This window comes from Clavibacter sp. MX14-G9D, assembly GCF_032917815.1.
In the GTDB taxonomy this organism is placed as follows: Bacteria; Actinomycetota; Actinomycetes; order Actinomycetales; family Microbacteriaceae; genus Clavibacter; species Clavibacter michiganensis_K.
The window spans coordinates 1-15723 of the sequence record NZ_JAVCVL010000046.1; the positions used below are offsets into that span (position 1 = coordinate 1).

Annotated in this window: 13 protein-coding genes; 7 read left to right on the plus strand and 6 right to left on the minus strand. The window is 72.9% G+C overall.

Translation table 11 applies throughout. The annotated features are described in order from the left end of the window. Nucleotides 1–48: 48 nt before the first annotated feature. The 5 genes from Q6969_RS06230 (at nucleotide 49) to Q6969_RS06250 (ending at nucleotide 6364) form a co-directional block, all read left to right on the plus strand. Nucleotides 49–795, plus strand: coding sequence for a dihydrofolate reductase family protein (locus Q6969_RS06230; protein ID WP_317229662.1), 747 nt, complete (start codon nucleotides 49–51; stop codon nucleotides 793–795). An 85-nt stretch (nucleotides 796–880) separates the two neighbouring features. Then, nucleotides 881–1477, plus strand: coding sequence for a DUF3000 domain-containing protein (locus Q6969_RS06235; protein ID WP_104343067.1), 597 nt, complete (start codon nucleotides 881–883; stop codon nucleotides 1475–1477). Beyond that, nucleotides 1474–2955, plus strand: a complete 1482-nt coding sequence (locus tag Q6969_RS06240) for an HRDC domain-containing protein (protein ID WP_317229663.1) — start codon at nucleotides 1474–1476, stop codon at nucleotides 2953–2955. Before Q6969_RS06235 ends, Q6969_RS06240 begins: the two co-directional genes overlap by 4 nt. Before the next feature lie 71 nt (nucleotides 2956–3026). Continuing rightward, the gene (locus tag Q6969_RS06245) at nucleotides 3027–4238 is read left to right on the plus strand and encodes a thiolase family protein (RefSeq protein WP_317229664.1); all 1212 of its coding nucleotides are present in this window, start codon (nucleotides 3027–3029) and stop codon (nucleotides 4236–4238) included. After that, complete coding sequence (locus Q6969_RS06250; RefSeq protein ID WP_317229665.1) at nucleotides 4235–6364, plus strand: 3-hydroxyacyl-CoA dehydrogenase NAD-binding domain-containing protein; 2130 nt, start codon at nucleotides 4235–4237, stop codon at nucleotides 6362–6364. Before Q6969_RS06245 ends, Q6969_RS06250 begins: the two co-directional genes overlap by 4 nt. Before the next feature lie 67 nt (nucleotides 6365–6431). Here the strand turns inward: Q6969_RS06250 and dxs are convergent, their stop codons facing one another. The 5 genes from dxs to dut all read right to left on the minus strand — a co-directional run bounded on the left by dxs (nucleotide 6432) and on the right by dut (nucleotide 13523). Beyond that, entirely contained in the window at nucleotides 6432–8384 is a 1953-nt protein-coding gene (gene dxs / locus Q6969_RS06255) for a 1-deoxy-D-xylulose-5-phosphate synthase (protein ID WP_317229666.1), read from the minus strand. A 114-nt stretch (nucleotides 8385–8498) separates the two neighbouring features. Beyond that, on the minus strand, nucleotides 8499–11312 hold the full coding sequence (gene acnA, locus Q6969_RS06260) for an aconitate hydratase AcnA (protein WP_317229667.1): 2814 nt from the start codon (nucleotides 11310–11312) through the stop codon (nucleotides 8499–8501). 233 nt (nucleotides 11313–11545) lie between these two features. Continuing rightward, a complete protein-coding gene (locus Q6969_RS06265) occupies nucleotides 11546–12358 on the minus strand; it encodes a DUF3159 domain-containing protein (protein WP_317229668.1) in 813 nt (270 codons plus the stop codon). Nucleotides 12359–12360: 2 nt separating this feature from the next. After that, nucleotides 12361–13056: a DUF3710 domain-containing protein gene (locus Q6969_RS06270; RefSeq protein WP_317229669.1), complete on the minus strand. Its 696-nt coding sequence runs from the start codon at nucleotides 13054–13056 to the stop codon at nucleotides 12361–12363. Next, nucleotides 13053–13523 carry a dUTP diphosphatase gene (dut, locus tag Q6969_RS06275; RefSeq protein ID WP_317229670.1) on the minus strand — a complete coding sequence of 157 codons (471 nt, stop codon included), beginning with the start codon at nucleotides 13521–13523 and terminating at the stop codon, nucleotides 13053–13055. Before dut ends, Q6969_RS06270 begins: the two co-directional genes overlap by 4 nt. Before the next feature lie 38 nt (nucleotides 13524–13561). On the opposite strand from dut, the gene Q6969_RS06280 reads away from it, so the two are divergent. Next, a complete protein-coding gene (locus tag Q6969_RS06280) occupies nucleotides 13562–14011 on the plus strand; it encodes a DUF3093 domain-containing protein (protein WP_317229671.1) in 450 nt (149 codons plus the stop codon). A 46-nt stretch (nucleotides 14012–14057) separates the two neighbouring features. Here Q6969_RS06280 and Q6969_RS06285 read toward each other — a convergent pair whose 3' ends face one another. Continuing rightward, nucleotides 14058–14351, minus strand: a complete 294-nt coding sequence (locus Q6969_RS06285) for a DUF4193 domain-containing protein (protein ID WP_012038342.1) — start codon at nucleotides 14349–14351, stop codon at nucleotides 14058–14060. A 326-nt stretch (nucleotides 14352–14677) separates the two neighbouring features. On the opposite strand from Q6969_RS06285, the gene sepH reads away from it, so the two are divergent. Next, nucleotides 14678–15723, plus strand: a 1046-nt coding sequence (gene sepH / locus Q6969_RS06290) for a septation protein SepH (RefSeq protein ID WP_317229672.1), incomplete at its 3' end; no start/stop codon positions are given.

Sequence of the window (15723 nt, forward strand, 5' to 3'; positions counted from 1 at the left end):
CGCGATGCTCGGCCGCGTCAAGCGCCAGGTGCGCGAGCGGCTCGCCGGGTGAGGATCACGCGGGTCCTGCCCGTCGCCGGCCCCGGCGGGGACGCGGATCCGCGCGGGCTCGACGACGAGGGCACCCGGGACTGGCTCGAGGGCCTCTACCGGCCGGACTCCGCCGAGCACGTGCGCCTCAACTTCGTCGCGTCCGTCGACGGGAGCGTCATCGGCGCCGACGGGTCGTCCGACAGCCTGAGCAGCGTCGTCGACCGCCGGATCCTGGGGGTCATCCGCGAGCTCGCGGACGTCGTCCTCGTCGGCGCCGGCACGGTCCGCACGGAGCGGTACGTGCTCCCCCGGCGCACGCCGCTGGCGGTCGCCACCTCATCCGGCGACCTCTCCGGCCACCGCTTCGACCCCGAGCACGCCGACGGCCGGCTGATCGTGCTCTGCCCGCCCGAGGCGCGCGATCGGGCCCTCGCGACGCTCGCGGGCGTCCCCGCCGAGCTCGTGCCCGTGCCCCTCGGCGCCGCGGCGGACGGCCGGCTCGGGGGCGACGACGTCGTCGACGCGCTCCGCGGCCTGGGGCTCGCGAGCGTGGTGTGCGAGGGCGGACCCGCCCTCGCCGCGGCGCTGCTGACGGCGGGCCGCGTGGACGAGCTCTGCCTGACCACCTCCCCGGAGCTCGTCACCCCGCGCACGCCGCTCGTCCCCGTCGGCTCCGGCGTGGACGCGCGGATGCGCCTCGCGCAGCTCCTCGTGGACGACGACCACCGCACCTACGCCCGTTGGAGCGTCGCCCGCGGCTGATCCCCTGGTCGCGGCGGGATCGGCGGCCGGTCGCGCCTCCGGCGTGGCTCCCGGCCGCCGCGACGGCGGACCGTAGTCTGCCCACGTGGTAGACACCCGTGACAGCGCCGAGGATCCACCCGAGTTCCGCGCGGCGCTCGACGCGCTCCGGCGCGCGACCACCCGGTCCGAGCTCGTGCTCACCGAGATCCCCTCGCCCGCCGGCGGGCTGGCCCCGTACGCCGTGGCGCTGGCCGCCGACGTGTCCCCCTCCGGCCACGCGGCGGACTCCGAGCTCGGGACGGGCCGCTTCATCCTGCTGCACGACCCGGAGGAGCCGGACGCGTGGGGTGGCGCCTTCCGCATCGTGTGCTTCGCGCAGGCGCCGCTGGAGACCGACATGGGGACCGACCCGTTCCTCGCCGACGTGGCCTGGTCCTGGCTCGTGGACGGCCTCGCGTCCCGCGGTGCCCGCTACTCCGCGCCCTCGGGCACGGCGACGCGCATCATCTCCACCGGCTACGGCGAGCTCGCCCGGCAGGGCAGCGGCGCCAAGATCGAGCTCCGGGCCTCCTGGACCCCGGCGGACAGCGACGTGACCGCCCATGTGGAAGGCTGGGGGGAACTACTGTGCATGCTCGCCGGACTGCCTCCCGCGGGCGAAGGAGTGACACTGCTATCAGCGCGACGCACCCGGACGTGAACGCCCCGTCCGACACCCCCGACCCCGACGCGACCCCCGCGTCCCCGGCAGCCGCGGCCCGGCTCAGCCGTCCGGCCATGGGCGCGTCGCTCTTCTCCGACGTCCCGGGATCCACCGCCACCGACGCGGTCATCGCCCGGACGCGGACCCGCACGCGGCGGACGGAGGCGGCACCCGCCGACGCCCGCGCGCACGCGGCGGTGACGCCCCCGACGCCGTCCCCCGCGGCCGAGCCCGCGGCGCCGGCGGACGTCCGCGCGCCGCTGCGCGAGGCGGCGGCCACCGGCGACCTCACGGTCATCGACACGCGCGAGGAGTACCTGCGCGCCGTCGAGGCGATCGCCCAGGGCACCGGTCCCATCGCCGTCGACGCCGAGCGGGCGTCCGGCTTCCGCTACAGCCAGCGGGCCTACCTCATCCAGGTGTTCCGCCGCGGGGCGGGCACGTTCCTGTTCGACCCGCCCGCCGTCGGCGGCTTCTCCGAGCTCGACGAGGTCATCCGCGACGTCGAGTGGGTCCTGCACGCGGCCAGCCAGGACCTCGCGTGCCTCCGGGAGGTCGGCCTCGACCCCCGGCGCATCTTCGACACCGAGCTCGCCTCGCGCCTGCTGGGCCTGCCGCGCGTCGGCCTCGGCACGGTCGTCGAGGAGCTCCTCGGCATCCACCTGGCGAAGGAGCACTCGGCGGCCGACTGGTCGACCCGCCCGCTCCCCCGCGCCTGGCTCGTCTACGCCGCGCTCGACGTGGAGCTGCTCGTGGACGTGCGCGACGAGATCGCGCGCCGCCTCGAGGAGCAGGGCAAGACGGCCATCGCCGAGCAGGAGTTCCAGGCGACCATCGCCAAGGAGGCGAAGCCCGCCCGGGTCGAGCCGTGGCGCCGCCTCAGCGGCCTGCACGGGATCCGCGGGGGCCGCAACCTCGCCGTCGCCAAGGAGCTGTGGGAGGCCCGCGACGCGTACGCGCGCGAGGTCGACACGAGCCCCGGCCGCCTGGTCCCCGACGGGTCCCTCGTCGCCGTGGCGCGCGTCCTGCCGCAGTCCAAGCGCGACCTCGCCGCCGTGCGCGAGTTCTCGGGCCGCGCGAGCCGGAGCGAGATCGACCGCTGGTGGGCCGCCGTCGAGCGGGGCCTCGCCGCGACCGAGTTCCCGCAGCTGCGCGGCACGGGCGAGTCGATGCCGCCGCCGAAGGCCTGGGCCGACAAGGACCCCGCGGCCGACCGGCGCCTGAAGCGCGCCCGCGTGGCCGTGCAGGAGGTCGCGACCGCGATGGGCGTGCCCCAGGAGAACGTGCTGACGCCCGAGGTGCTGCGCCGCGTCGCGTGGACGCCGCCCGCCGACCTCGCTCCCGACTCCGTCGCGACGGCCCTCGAGTCGTGGGGCGCGCGGCCCTGGCAGATCGAGGCGACGGCTGCCGCGGTGGCCTCCGCCTTTGTCGATGCCGACCAAGCCGACGACGCGACGGACGACGGGGCCTCGTAGGAACAGTCAACGGATTCGGCTCCCCACCGGCCTCTCCCTAGGGTGGGGGAAATCGATGCGAGGAGGCGTCAGTGGTCGAGAGAGCCGAAGTCCATTTCGTGGACGGGGTCCGCACCCCGTTCGGACGAGCAGGTGAGAAGGGCATGTACTGGCGGACCCGCGCCGACGACCTGGTGGTCAAGGCCATGATCGGGTTGCTGGAACGGAACCCGCAGGTGCCGAAGGACCGGATCGACGAGGTCGCCATCGCGGCCACGACCCAGACGGGCGACCAGGGTCTGACCCTCGGCCGCACGGCCGCGCTGCTGGCGGGTCTCCCCCGCTCCGTCCCGGGCTACGCCATCGACCGCATGTGCGCCGGCGCCATGACGAGCGTCACGGCCACCGCCGGCGGGATCGCGTTCGGCGCGTACGACCTCGCCATCGCGGGCGGCGTCGAGCACATGGGCCGCCACCCCATGGGCTTCGACGCGGACCCGAACCCGCGGTTCCTCGCCGAGCGCCTCGTGAGCGAGGACGCCCTCAACATGGGCCGCACGGCCGAGCGCATCCACGACCGCTTCCCGTCGCTCACCCGCGAGCGCGCGGACCGGTACGCCCTCGCGAGCCAGCAGAAGACGGCGCTCGCGTACGCCGCGGGCGACATCCAGCCGGACCTCGTGCCCGTCGCCACGCGCAACGACGACGGCTGGGGCCTCGCGACCCGCGACGAGGCCATGCGCCCCGAGACGACGCTCGAGGGCCTGGCCGGTCTCCGCACCCCGTTCCGCCCCCACGGGCGCGTGACGGCCGGCAACTCGTCGGGCCTGAACGACGGCGCGACCGCGGCGCTCCTCGCGAGCGGCGACGCCGTGAAGGAGCTGGGGCTCGCGCCGAAGATGACCCTGGTGTCGTTCGCCTTCGCCGGCGTCGAGCCCGAGATCATGGGCATCGGCCCGGTCCCGAGCACGGAGAAGGCCCTGCGCAAGGCCGGGCTGACCATCGACGACATCGGCCTGTTCGAGCTCAACGAGGCGTTCGCCATCCAGGTGCTCAGCCTCCTCGACCACTTCGGCATCGACGACGCCGACCCGCGCGTGAACGAGTACGGCGGCGCGATCGCCGTCGGCCACCCGCTCGCCTCGAGCGGCGTGCGGCTCATGAACCAGCTCGCGCGCCAGTTCGAGCAGCACCCCGAGGTCCGCTACGGCCTCACCGCCATGTGCGTCGGCCTCGGCCAGGGCGGCAGCGTCATCTGGGAGAACCCGCACTTCACCGGCAAGAGGAAGAAGAGGAACAAGTGACCGACACCAGCCGCTTCCGGGAGCTCGTGGCGCTCGATCCCGACGAGGTCGTCACGCACTCGCACGTCCGCGACGTGCCGTTGCCCTCGGGCGGGGTCCTCGCGCTCGTCACGCTCGACAACGGGCGCGACCACACGCGGCCCTCGACCCTGGGTCCCGCGACGCTGCTGGAGCTCGCGGACGCGCTCGACGTGCTCGCGGCCCGGGCCGCCCGGGGCGAGATCGCCGGGGTGGCGATCACGGGCAAGCCGTTCATCCTCGCCGCGGGCGCCGACCTCAGCAAGGTGGGCGAGATCCCGAGCCGCGAGGTGGGCCGGCAGATGGCGCAGCTCGGCCACGACACGCTCGGGCGGCTCCACCGCCTCGGCGTGCCGTCGTTCACGTTCATCAACGGGCTGGCGCTCGGCGGCGGCCTCGAGATCGGGCTGAACTCCGACTACCGCACCGTCGATGCGTCCGTGCCGGCCGTCGCGCTCCCCGAGGTGTTCCTCGGCATCATCCCCGGCTGGGGCGGCGCGTGGCTGCTCCCCAACCTCATCGGCATCGAGAACGCCCTCAAGGTGATCATCGAGAACCCGCTGAAGAACAACCGCACCCTGAAGGCCGCCGACGTCATGGAGCTCGGCATCGCCGACGCGTCCTTCCCGTCGGCGTCGTTCCTGGAGCAGTCGATCCGGTGGGCCGACGGCGTCATCTCCGGCGCCGTCGAGGTCAAGCGCCCGAACGCCCCCGGCCGGCTCGAGAGGCTGGCCAAGTGGGACGTCGCCATCGGCATCGCCCGCAAGTCCCTCGAGCAGCGCATCGGCACGGTCGCGCAGTCGCCGTATCGTGCGCTCGACCTCCTGAAGGCGGCGAAGGGCAGCACCCGCGAGGAGGGCTTCGCCGCGGAGGACGAGGCCCTCGCCGACCTCATCTCGGGCGACCAGTTCCGGGCGAGCATCTACGCGTTCGACCTCGTGCAGAAGCGCGCCAAGCGCCCGGCGGGAGCTCCCGACAAGGAGCTCGCCCGTCCCGTGACGAAGGTGGGCGTCGTCGGCGCCGGGCTCATGGCGTCGCAGTTCGCGCTCCTGTTCGTGCGCCGCCTGCAGGTCCCGGTGGTCATCACCGACCTCGACCGTGCGCGGGTGGACGCGGGCGTCGCCGGGATCCACGGCGAGATCCGCAAGCTCGCCGAGAAGGGGCGCATCTCCCCCGACGAGGCCAACCGGCTCACCGCCCTCGTCACGGGGACGACCGACAAGGCCGACTTCGCCGACGCGGACTGGGTCATCGAGGCCGTGTTCGAGGAGCTGGGCGTGAAGCAGGCGGTGTTCGCGGAGATCGAGCAGCACGTCTCCGAGACGGCGATCCTCGCCACGAACACCTCGAGCCTGTCGGTGGAGCGCATCGCCGAGCGCCTCGCGCACCCGGAGCGCGTCGTCGGGTTCCACTTCTTCAACCCGGTCGCGGTGATGCCGCTCATCGAGGTCGTGCGGACGCCGCGGACCACCGACGAGGCGCTGTCGACCGCGATGCAGGTCGCGCGGAAGCTCCGGAAGAACGCGGTCATCACGCGCGACACCCCGGGCTTCGTCGTGAACCGGATCCTTGCGAAGGTCCTCGGCGAGGCCATGCACGCGGTGGACACGGGCACTCCCTTCGACGTGGTCGACCGCTCGCTCGCGCCGTTCGGCCTGCCGATGACGCCGTTCGAGCTGCTCGAGCTCGTCGGGCTCAAGGTCGGGGCGCACGTGCTGGACACGCACCACGCGGCGTTCCCGGACCGCTTCTTCGAGAGCCCGAACCTGCACCGGCTCGCGGACCTCGGGCGCATCTACTCGCGCGACTCCAAGGGGCGCCCGACGGGCTTCGACAAGGAGGCCGTGCGGATCGTGAAGGGCGGCACCGAGCCGATGACGGCCGAGGAGATCCGCGCGCGCGTCGAGACGGGCCTCGCCGACGAGGTGCACCGCATGCTCGAGGACGACGTCGTGCACGCGGCGGAGGACATCGACCTCTGCCTCATCCTCGGGGCGGGCTACCCGTTCCAGATGGGCGGGCTCACGCCGTACCTGGACCGCGTCGGCGCGAGCGAGCGCGCGGTCGGCGACACGTTCCACCACCCGCCCATCCGCGGCGTGGCGTAGCGGCACCCGCACGACCAGGAGGGCCCGACCGCATCGCGGTCGGGCCCTCCTTGATGCGCGGCGGGCCTCAGGCCTGCTCGTCGTCCTCACCGGGCACGGAGACGCGCTCCCCGTCCGCCTTGAGCGGCCGCGCTGCGGGCACGCGGCTGCCGAGCACCTGCGCGACCACGTCGCGCGCGATGTGCTGCGGCGTGAGGCCCACGCGCTCGAGGATCTCCGACCGCGTGCCGTGGTCGAGGAACTCGTCCGGGAGCCCCAGCTCGGTCACGCCCGTGTCGATGCCCGCCTCGCGGAGGTCCTGGCGGATCCGCGTGCCGATGCCGCCGACGACTACCCCGTCCTCGATGGTCACCACGAGGCGGTGCGTCCCGCCGAGCTCCACGACGCTGCGCGGCACGGGCACGACCCAGCGGGGATCGACGACCGTGGCACCGATGCCCTGGGCCGCGAGCCGCTCGGCGACCTCGATGCCCATGGACGCCATCGGGCCGACGGTGACGATCAGCACGTCGTGCGCGTCCGACTCGTGGAGCACGTCCACGCCGTCGTCGAGGCGGCGGACCGCCTCGATCTCGTCGCCCACGCTGCCCTTGGAGAAGCGCACGACGGTGGGCCCGTCGTCGACCTTGACGGCCTCCCCCAGCTCCTCGCGGAGGCGCGTGGCGTCGCGCGGCGCGCTGAGACGGATGTGCGGCACGATCTGCAGCAGCGCCAGGTCCCACATGCCATGGTGGCTGGGGCCGTCCGGTCCGGTGACGCCCGCCCGGTCGAGCACGAAGGTCACGCCCGCGCGGTGGAGGGCGACGTCCATGAGCACCTGGTCGAAGGCGCGGTTGACGAAGGTGGCGTAGAGCGCCACGACGGGGTGCAGGCCGCCGTACGCGAGGCCGGCGGCGCTCGTCACGGCGTGCTGCTCGGCGATGCCGACGTCGTGCACGCGGTCCGGGTGCTTCTCGGCGAAGCGGTGCAGGCCGACGGGGCGGAGCATCGCCGCGGTGATCCCCACGATGCGCGGGTCCTCGTCGGCGAGGGCGAGGATCTCGTCGGCGAAGACGCTGGTCCAGCTCACGGCCTGCGACGGGTCGATCGGCTCGCCCGTCTCGGGGTCGATCTGGCCGACCGCGTGGAACTGGTCGGCGACGTCCCGGCGGGCCGGCTCGTAGCCCCGGCCCTTCTCCGTGATGGCGTGCACGATGACGGGGGCGCCGTAGTCGCGCGCCTGCCGGAGCGCCTCCTCCATGGCCTGCTGGTCGTGGCCGTCGATGGGTCCCAGGTACTTGATGTCGAGGTTCGAGTACAGCGCCTCGTTGTCCGTAACGCGCGTGAGGAACCCGTGCAGGCCGCCCCGCAGACCGCGGTAGAGGCTGTCCCCGGGCGCCCCGAACACGCCGAAGACGCGCTGGCTGGTCTCGTAGAGCCCGCGGTAGGTGCGCCGCGTCCGCACGGTGTTGAGGAACCGCGCCATGCCGCCGATGGTCGGCGCGTAGGAGCGGCCGTTGTCGTTGACGACGATGATCAGCTTCCGCGTGTTGTCGTCGGAGATGTTGTTGAGCGCCTCCCACGTCATGCCGCCGGTGAGGGCTCCGTCGCCCACCACCGCGACGACGTGGCGGTCGGTCTGGCCGGTGATGCCGAAGGCGCGGGAGATCCCGTCCGCCCAGCTCAGCGAGCTCGACGCGTGCGAGCTCTCCACGATGTCGTGGTCCGACTCGGCGCGCTGCGGGTACCCGGCCAGCCCGCCGGACTCGCGGAGCCGGGAGAAGTCCTGCCGGCCGGTGAGCAGCTTGTGGACGTACGACTGGTGCCCGGTGTCGAAGACGATGGGGTCGCGCGGGGAGTCGAACACGCGGTGGATCGCGAGCGTCGTCTCCACGACGCCGAGGTTCGGCCCGAGATGGCCGCCCGTCTTGGAGACCTCCGCGACGAGGAACTGCCGGATCTCCACCGCGAGCTCGAGCATCTGCTCGTGGCTCAGCCGGTCGAGGTCCCGGGGTCCCGTGATCGTCTCCAGGATTCCCATGCTGACCGCCTTCCCTCGGACGCCATGTCGCGACGTCCGCCTCATCGAGTGTACGCAGGGCCCTGCATGCACGAAGGAGGCCGGGCGTCGCCGCCCGGCCTCCTCAGCCTCCTGTTACGCGACGAGGCTGCGCAGCACGTACTGCAGGATCCCGCCGTTGCGGTAGTAGTCCGCCTCGCCGGGGGTGTCGATGCGCACGACCGCGTCGAACTCCACCGTCTCCTTGCCCGCGGGCGAGTCGGAGGTGGGCGCGGCGACGACGCGCACGGTGCGGGGCGTGGTGCCCTGGTTCAGCTCCTCGAGCCCCTGGATGCTGATCTCCTCGGTGCCGTCGAGGCCGAGCGTGTCCCAGGTCTCGCCCGCGGGGAACTGCAGCGGGACGACGCCCATGCCGATGAGGTTGGAGCGGTGGATGCGCTCGAAGCTCTCGGTGATGACCGCCTTGACGCCCAGGAGGCTGGTGCCCTTCGCCGCCCAGTCGCGCGACGAGCCGGAGCCGTACTCCTTGCCGCCGAGGATGACGAGCGGGGTGCCGGCGGCCTGGTAGTTCTGCGCCGCGTCGTAGATGAAGGACTGCGGGCCGTCGGGCTGCGTGAAGTCGCGCGTGTACCCTCCCTCGACGCCGTCGAGCAGCTGGTTGCGGAGCCGGATGTTCGCGAACGTGCCGCGGATCATGACCTCGTGGTTGCCGCGACGCGAGCCGTAGGAGTTGTAGTCCTTGCGTCCCACGCCGTGCTCGTCGAGGTAGTGGCCCGCGGGGCTGTCCGCCTTGATGGAGCCGGCGGGGCTGATGTGGTCGGTGGTGACCGAGTCGCCGAGCTTCGCGAGGACGCGGGCGCCCTGGATGTCGGTGACGGGCGTGATCTCCATCGTGAGCCCCTCGAAGTACGGGGGCTTCCGCACGTAGGTGGACTCCGCGTCCCACTCGAACGTCGCGCCCGTGGGCGTCGGGAGCGAGCGCCAGCGCTCGTCGCCGTCGAAGACGCCCGCGTACTGGTGCGTGAACATGCCGGTGTCGATCGAGCTGTCGATGGTCGACTGGACCTCGTCGGCGTCCGGCCAGATGTCCTTGAGGAACACGTCGTTGCCCTCGGTGTCGGTGCCGAGCGCGTCGGAGTCGAAGTCGAAGTTCATCGACCCGGCCAGCGCGTACGCGATCACGAGGGGCGGGCTCGCGAGGTAGTTCATCTTCACGTCGGGGTTGATGCGGCCCTCGAAGTTCCGGTTGCCGGAGAGGACGGCCGTGACGGCGAGGTCGTTGTCCTGCACCGCGGTCGAGATCTCGTCGAGCAGCGGGCCCGAGTTGCCGATGCAGGTGGTGCAGCCGTAGCCGACCGTGTAGAAGCCGAGGTCCTCGAGGTACGTGGTGAGGCCGGACTTCTCGTAGTAGTCGGTGACGACCTTGGACCCGGGCGCGAGGGTCGTCTTGACCCACGGCTTGGCCTTCAGCCCCTTCTTGCTGGCGTTGCGGGCGAGGAGCCCCGCCGCGAGCATGACCGACGGGTTCGACGTGTTGGTGCACGACGTGATGGCCGCGATGGCGACGGCGCCGTGGTCGAGCGTGAAGTCGCGGCCGTCCTCGAGCGTGACGCGCGTGGGCTTCGTGACGGAGGCCGGGCTCTGCGACGCGTGGTGGTGCTCGTGCGTGGAGTGCTCGTCCTCGGGCTGCAGCTCCCCGGGGTCGGACGCGGGGAAGCTCATCGCCGAGGCGAGGTCCACGATGTCGTGGTCGACCTGCGCGTAGTCGTTGAGGTCGCGCTCGAACTGCGACTTCGCGTCGGTCAGCTCGATGCGGTCCTGGGGGCGCTTCGGGCCGGCGATGGAGGGGACGACCGTCGAGAGGTCGAGCTCCAGGTACTCGCTGAAGGACGGCTCGACGGAGGCGTCGTGCCAGAGGCCCTGGGCCTGGGCGTAGGCCTCGACGAGCGCCACCTGCTCCTCGCTGCGGCCGGTGAGGCGCAGGTACTCGAGCGTGACGTCGTCGATGGGGAACACCGCGGCGGTCGAGCCGAACTCGGGGCTCATGTTGCCGATGGTGGCGCGGTTCGCGAGCGGCACGGCGCCGACGCCGGATCCGTAGAACTCGACGAACTTGCCGACGACGCCGTGCTTGCGGAGCATCTGCGTGATGGTGAGCACCACGTCGGTGGCGGTGACGCCCGTGGGGATCTCGCCCGCGAGCTTGAAGCCGACGACCTTGGGGATGAGCATGGAGACGGGCTGGCCGAGCATGGCCGCCTCGGCCTCGATGCCGCCGACCCCCCAGCCCAGCACGCCCAGGCCGTTGACCATGGTGGTGTGCGAGTCGGTGCCGACGCAGGTGTCGGGGTAGGCCTGCAGGACGCCGCCCACCTCGCGCGTCATCGTGACGCGGGCGAGGTGCTCGATGTTGACCTGGTGGACGATGCCGGTCCCCGGCGGGACGACCTTGAAGTCCTCGAACGCCGTCTGGCCCCAGCGGAGGAACTGGTACCGCTCGCCGTTGCGCTCGTACTCGATGTCGACGTTGCGCTCGAGCGCGTCCTCGGAGCCGAAGAGGTCGGCGATGACCGAGTGGTCGATGACGAGCTCCGCCGGCGCCAGCGGGTTGATCTTCGTGGGGTCGCCGCCCAGCTCGCCGACGGCCTCGCGCATGGTGGCGAGGTCGACGATGCAGGGCACGCCCGTGAAGTCCTGCATCACGACGCGCGCGGGCGTGAACTGGATCTCGGTGTCGGGATCGGCCTCGGGCACCCAGTCGCCGAGGGCGCTGATCTGGCTGCCGGTGACGTTCTTCCCGTCCTCCGTGCGGAGCAGGTTCTCGAGCAGCACCTTGAGGCTGAACGGGAGGCGCTCGTGGCCCGCCACGGTGTCGATGCGGTAGATCTCGTAGTCGGTGTCCCCGACGCGGAGTGTGTCCTTCGCGCCGAAGCTGTTGATTGCAGACACGTGGCCCTCTTCCCTCGCTGGATGGGCGCGGAACTCGAATTCCGCCCGTCACCCGATCTTGGTCGCCCGCCGCGGCCGGGTCCAGTAAGGCGACCCTGAACGGGGCACCCGACGCGGGGCGGGGACGGCATCGATGTATCTCGATGTCGAGATGAATCTACCATCGGGCGCGGCGGTCCGGCGCCCGGCGCGCGGGCGCGCCCGGCGCCGAGCGCGGGGGCGGGTCAGGCGGATCAGGCGGCGGAGGGGCCGGCGGGAGGCGCGGCGGGGGCCTTCGCGTACACGGCCCGGACGAAGAGCCACGAGAGCACCAGGAGCACGCCGTACAGCGGCGTCCCCATGACGAGCCGCGCGACGCCCAGGGCGTCGATGGAGTCGGCGAGGTAGAGCGGGAGCTGCACCGCGAGCCGCAGCGCGAAGAAGCCGACCCAGACGAGGGTGAGGAGGCGGAGCGCGCGCGCCTTCCTGCGGTCCGCGCGCCACGCCGTCCCGTCGCCCATGAGGAACCCCACCGCCACGCCGACGAGCGGCCAGCCGACGACGACCGAGACCAGGAGCACCGCGAAGTAGGCGCCGTTGGTCCAGAGGCCGAGCGCGTAGAAGTCGCGCCCCTCCCCCGAGCGGAGCGCGAGGAGCGCGGAGATGACGATGCCGACGAGGCCGCCGACGGCGGGCGCCACGGCGGAGCGCTGCACGAGCCGGGCCACGACGGCGACGACCGCGACGGCGACCGGCACCGCGACCGAGAGCACGATGTCGCGCGTGACGGTGAAGGCGACGAGGAACAGGAGGCCCGGCACGATGGCCTCGAGCACGCCCCGGATGCCGCCCATGGCCTGCAGCAGGGCGGCCGCGGTCATCGTCTCGCCGCGCGCCGCCTGGCCGAGACCGGCGCGCTCGGCGGCCTGCGCCATGCTCGCGCCCAGGGCGTCGCCCGCAGCAGGGGACCGGGGCGCGGACCCGGGTGTCGGGGATCCCGCCTCCCGTGCCACGCCGTCGGCGTCGGGCCGCGCGGGATCCCGCTCGAGCGGGCCGTCGCCCGACATGCTCAGGAGCCCAGGACGGGGGCCGGGGTGTCACCGGCGGGAGCGGCGCCGGGGGTCGTGCCGACCTGCGCGGCCGGCATCTTCAGCGGGATGAGGTCCCGCGGGGGCATCGGAGAGGACCCGCGCACCACCACGACGCTGCGGAACAGGTCCTCGACGGCGGCGGCGGCATCGGGGTCGGAGACGGCACGGCCGGTGATCACTCCGCGGAGGAACCAGCGGGGGCCGTCGACCCCGATGAAGCGGGCGTCGCGCGTGGCCGCCGCGGGCTGGCCGGGCTGCTGCACGACGGGGATGACGGCGTGCAGCTCCGGACCGAAGGGCCCGTCGGCGAGGCGCGTGGTGCCGCCCTGCCGCTGGATCTGCTCGCCGATGGTCGTGCGGATCTCGTGCCACAGCCCGCTCGAGCGCGGCGCCGCGAACGGCTGCACCTGGAGGCTGGACTCCGCGTAGTCGAGGCCGACGGCCACGACCTGCTGCGTGCCCTCCGCGACCTCGAGGCGGAGGTGCAGCCCCTCGCGCGGCAGGATCTTGATCCCGCCGAGGTCGACGTACGGACGGACGGGGTTGGCCTCGGTCTCGTCCAGAGGGCCCTCGTCGGCACGGTCGTCGGGGGCGGACTTGGCGTCCAGCACGTGGTCGGCGGCGTCGTCGGTGACGGCGGCGTCGTCCGGCTGGTTCGCGTTCTCGTCGCTCATGTTCGGTCTCCTGGGTCTCGGACGGGGAGGGCGCCGGTGCCCGTGGAGCCGAAGCCCCCCGAGCCGCGGTGGCTCCCGGGCAGCTTCTCGACGGGCACGAAGCGCACCCGGCTGACCGGCATGACGACGACCTGCGCGATGCGGTCGCCGACCGCGACATCGTACGCGGCGCGGGCGTCGGTGTTGAGGAGCGTCACGCGGATCTCGCCGCGGTACCCCGCGTCGACGGTGCCGGGGGCGTTCACGATCGTGATCCCGTGGCGGGCCGCGAGGCCGCTGCGGGGCAGCACGAACGCGGCGTACCCGTCCGGCAGGGCGATCGAGACGCCGGTGCCGACGGTCGCCCGCTCACCGGGCTCGAGGCGGACGGACTCCGCGCTCGTGAGGTCCGCGCCGGCGTCGCCGGGATGCGCTTGGGCCGGGATCGGGGCGTCGCCCGCGATGAGGACGTCGACGGGATCGGGCACGGTCCGAGGCTAGTGCAGGAATCTGATCGAATAGGCGCATGCAAGCGTCCCCCTACAGGGAGCGGCTGTGGCCGGCTCCCTGGCTCTTCGTCGCCACCGCCCTCGTCATCCCCGCGAGCCTGCTCGTGTTCCTGCCGATCAGCGTCCTCGCCGGCGTGGTCGTCGCGATCGTCCTCTACGCGGGCGTCGTGGCGGCCCTCGTGCTCACGAGCCCGGTGATCGAGGTGGTCGACGGGCGGCTGCGCGCCGGACGCGCGTCGATCGACGTCGCGCAGCTCGGCGAGCCGGAGGGCTACCGCGGCGCGGAGGCGGTGGCGGAGCGGGGAGTCCGACTGCACGCCCGGGCGTACCTCGTCATCCGCGGGTGGGTGGACCCCGTGGTGCGGGTGCCGCTGACGGATCCGTCCGACCCCGCTCCCTACTGGCTCGTCTCGACGCGGTCGCCGGAACGACTGATCGCCGCGATCCGGGGATCGCGGCGATCATGACGTGCGGGGAGGCGGTCGGCCTCCGGGGCTCTCGCCCGGCGTCGCTCTAGGCGGCGCACTCCTGGCAGATGGGGCCGAGCTTCTCCTGGTGGTCGATCTGCGAACGGTGCTTCACGAGGAAGCAGCTCACGCAGGTGAACTCGTCGGCCTGGGGCGGGAGCACGACCGTCTCGAGCTCGAGGTCGGAGAGGTCGGCGCCGGCGAGGTCGAAGCTCCCGGGGTTGTCGGCATCGTCGACGTCCACGACCCCGGACATGCGGTCCGGGACGCGCTCCTTCAGAGCCTCGATCGAGTCGGAGTCGTCCTCCGTCTTGCGCGGGGCGTCGTAATCAGTTGCCATTCCTGTCCACTTCTCGAATAACCGCCGAACGGAATCGGCGGGCACAGTTTGCATGAATCGCATCCGGATAGCAAACCGCTCCAGAGCCCCTCGCGAGGCACCTGACCGGCTGTTTCCGATGCGGAGCACCGGCCCGTGCCCGGGCCGCGGATGCGGACTCACACGGTACACCGTTCGCGCACTAACAACCTGCGCCCGGGGGCCGTGATCCCGCCTCCCGGCGCTCTCGTCCGACACAAGTCACGGCGCGCCACGCGTATTCCCCGGAACCGAGGCCGACTCGTGGCATCGTGAATCGTCCAGTGAGCGCGAGAGGCGTGGAACCCATGCAGGATCTGAAAATCGTCGGAGTCGAGGACGGCGCCCTCGTCGTCGAGACCGCGGGCGGTGAACGGCACCGCCTCGTCATGGACGACTCCTTCCGGCAGGCGCTGCGTCGCCAGTCCGACGCCGGGACGACCACGCGCAAGGCCGCCCCGCGCATCATCCAGTCCTTCATCCGCCAGGGCATGAGCGCGGAGGACGTCGCCCGCGAGACCGGCGCCTCGGTGGAGTACGTGCGGAAGTTCGAGGGGCCCGTCGTCGCGGAGCGCGAGCACGTGGTGCGCAGCGCGATGAAGGTCCCCGTGCACACGGCCATCGAGGTGGACCCGATGGGCCAGGGCACGCTCTTCGGCCAGGTCATCGAGGAGCGGCTCGAGTCGCTCGGCGCGCAGGAGGTGCGCTGGAGCAGCTGGAAGGAGCAGCTCGGCGGGTGGGTCGTCAAGGTGGCCTTCACCTCCGAGGAGATCGACCACGACGCCCGCTGGTCCTACGACGCCAAGAAGCACGCCCTCTCCCCCGCCAACAACGAGGCGATCACGCTGTCGCAGCAGGGCGAGATCCGGGGTGCGCTCATCCCGCGCCTCCGCGCCCTGCCGCCCGAGGCCGCGGACACGCACCAGGAGGACGGCGTCACCCGCTTCGACAGCGGCGCCTTCCGACTCCCGGACCCCGCCGCCTCCGCCACCCAGGACACCGCTCCCCAGCCGTGGGAGTCGGCGCCGCGTCGCGACGAGGGCGCGGCGGTGTCGCACCTCGGCCGCCAGGGCAACCACCCCGCCGGCAGCCAGCAGCCGGCGCGCGTCGCGCAGGTGGAGCTCAACGAGACCGCCGACCTCCTCGAGGCGCTGCGACGCCGACGGGGCGAGCGCGAGTCGGTGCCCCGGGACGACGAGGGGGACGACGCCGTCGACGACGCATCCGCGCCGCCGGCCGCCGCTCCCCCCGCGCGCCGCGAGGAGCCGCTGTCCCGCCCGCGCGGCGGCCAGCGCCAGGCTCCTCCTCTGCGCTCCGCGGTGATCCCCGGCATCGGCCGCGTCGAGTCCGGCCG

What these genes read in the sequence shown, in the direction of transcription:
- Q6969_RS06285 (WP_012038342.1), bottom strand. Translation starts at nt 14,351, where the DNA reads ATGGCAACTGATTACGACGCCCCGCGCAAGACGGAGGACGACTCCGAC.
- Q6969_RS06265 (WP_317229668.1), bottom strand. Translation starts at nt 12,358, where the DNA reads ATGTCGGGCGACGGCCCGCTCGAGCGGGATCCCGCGCGGCCCGACGCC.
- Q6969_RS06270 (WP_317229669.1), bottom strand. Translation starts at nt 13,056, where the DNA reads ATGAGCGACGAGAACGCGAACCAGCCGGACGACGCCGCCGTCACCGAC.
- dxs (WP_317229666.1), bottom strand. Translation starts at nt 8,384, where the DNA reads ATGGGAATCCTGGAGACGATCACGGGACCCCGGGACCTCGACCGGCTG.
- Q6969_RS06280 (WP_317229671.1), top strand. Translation starts at nt 13,562, where the DNA reads ATGCAAGCGTCCCCCTACAGGGAGCGGCTGTGGCCGGCTCCCTGGCTC.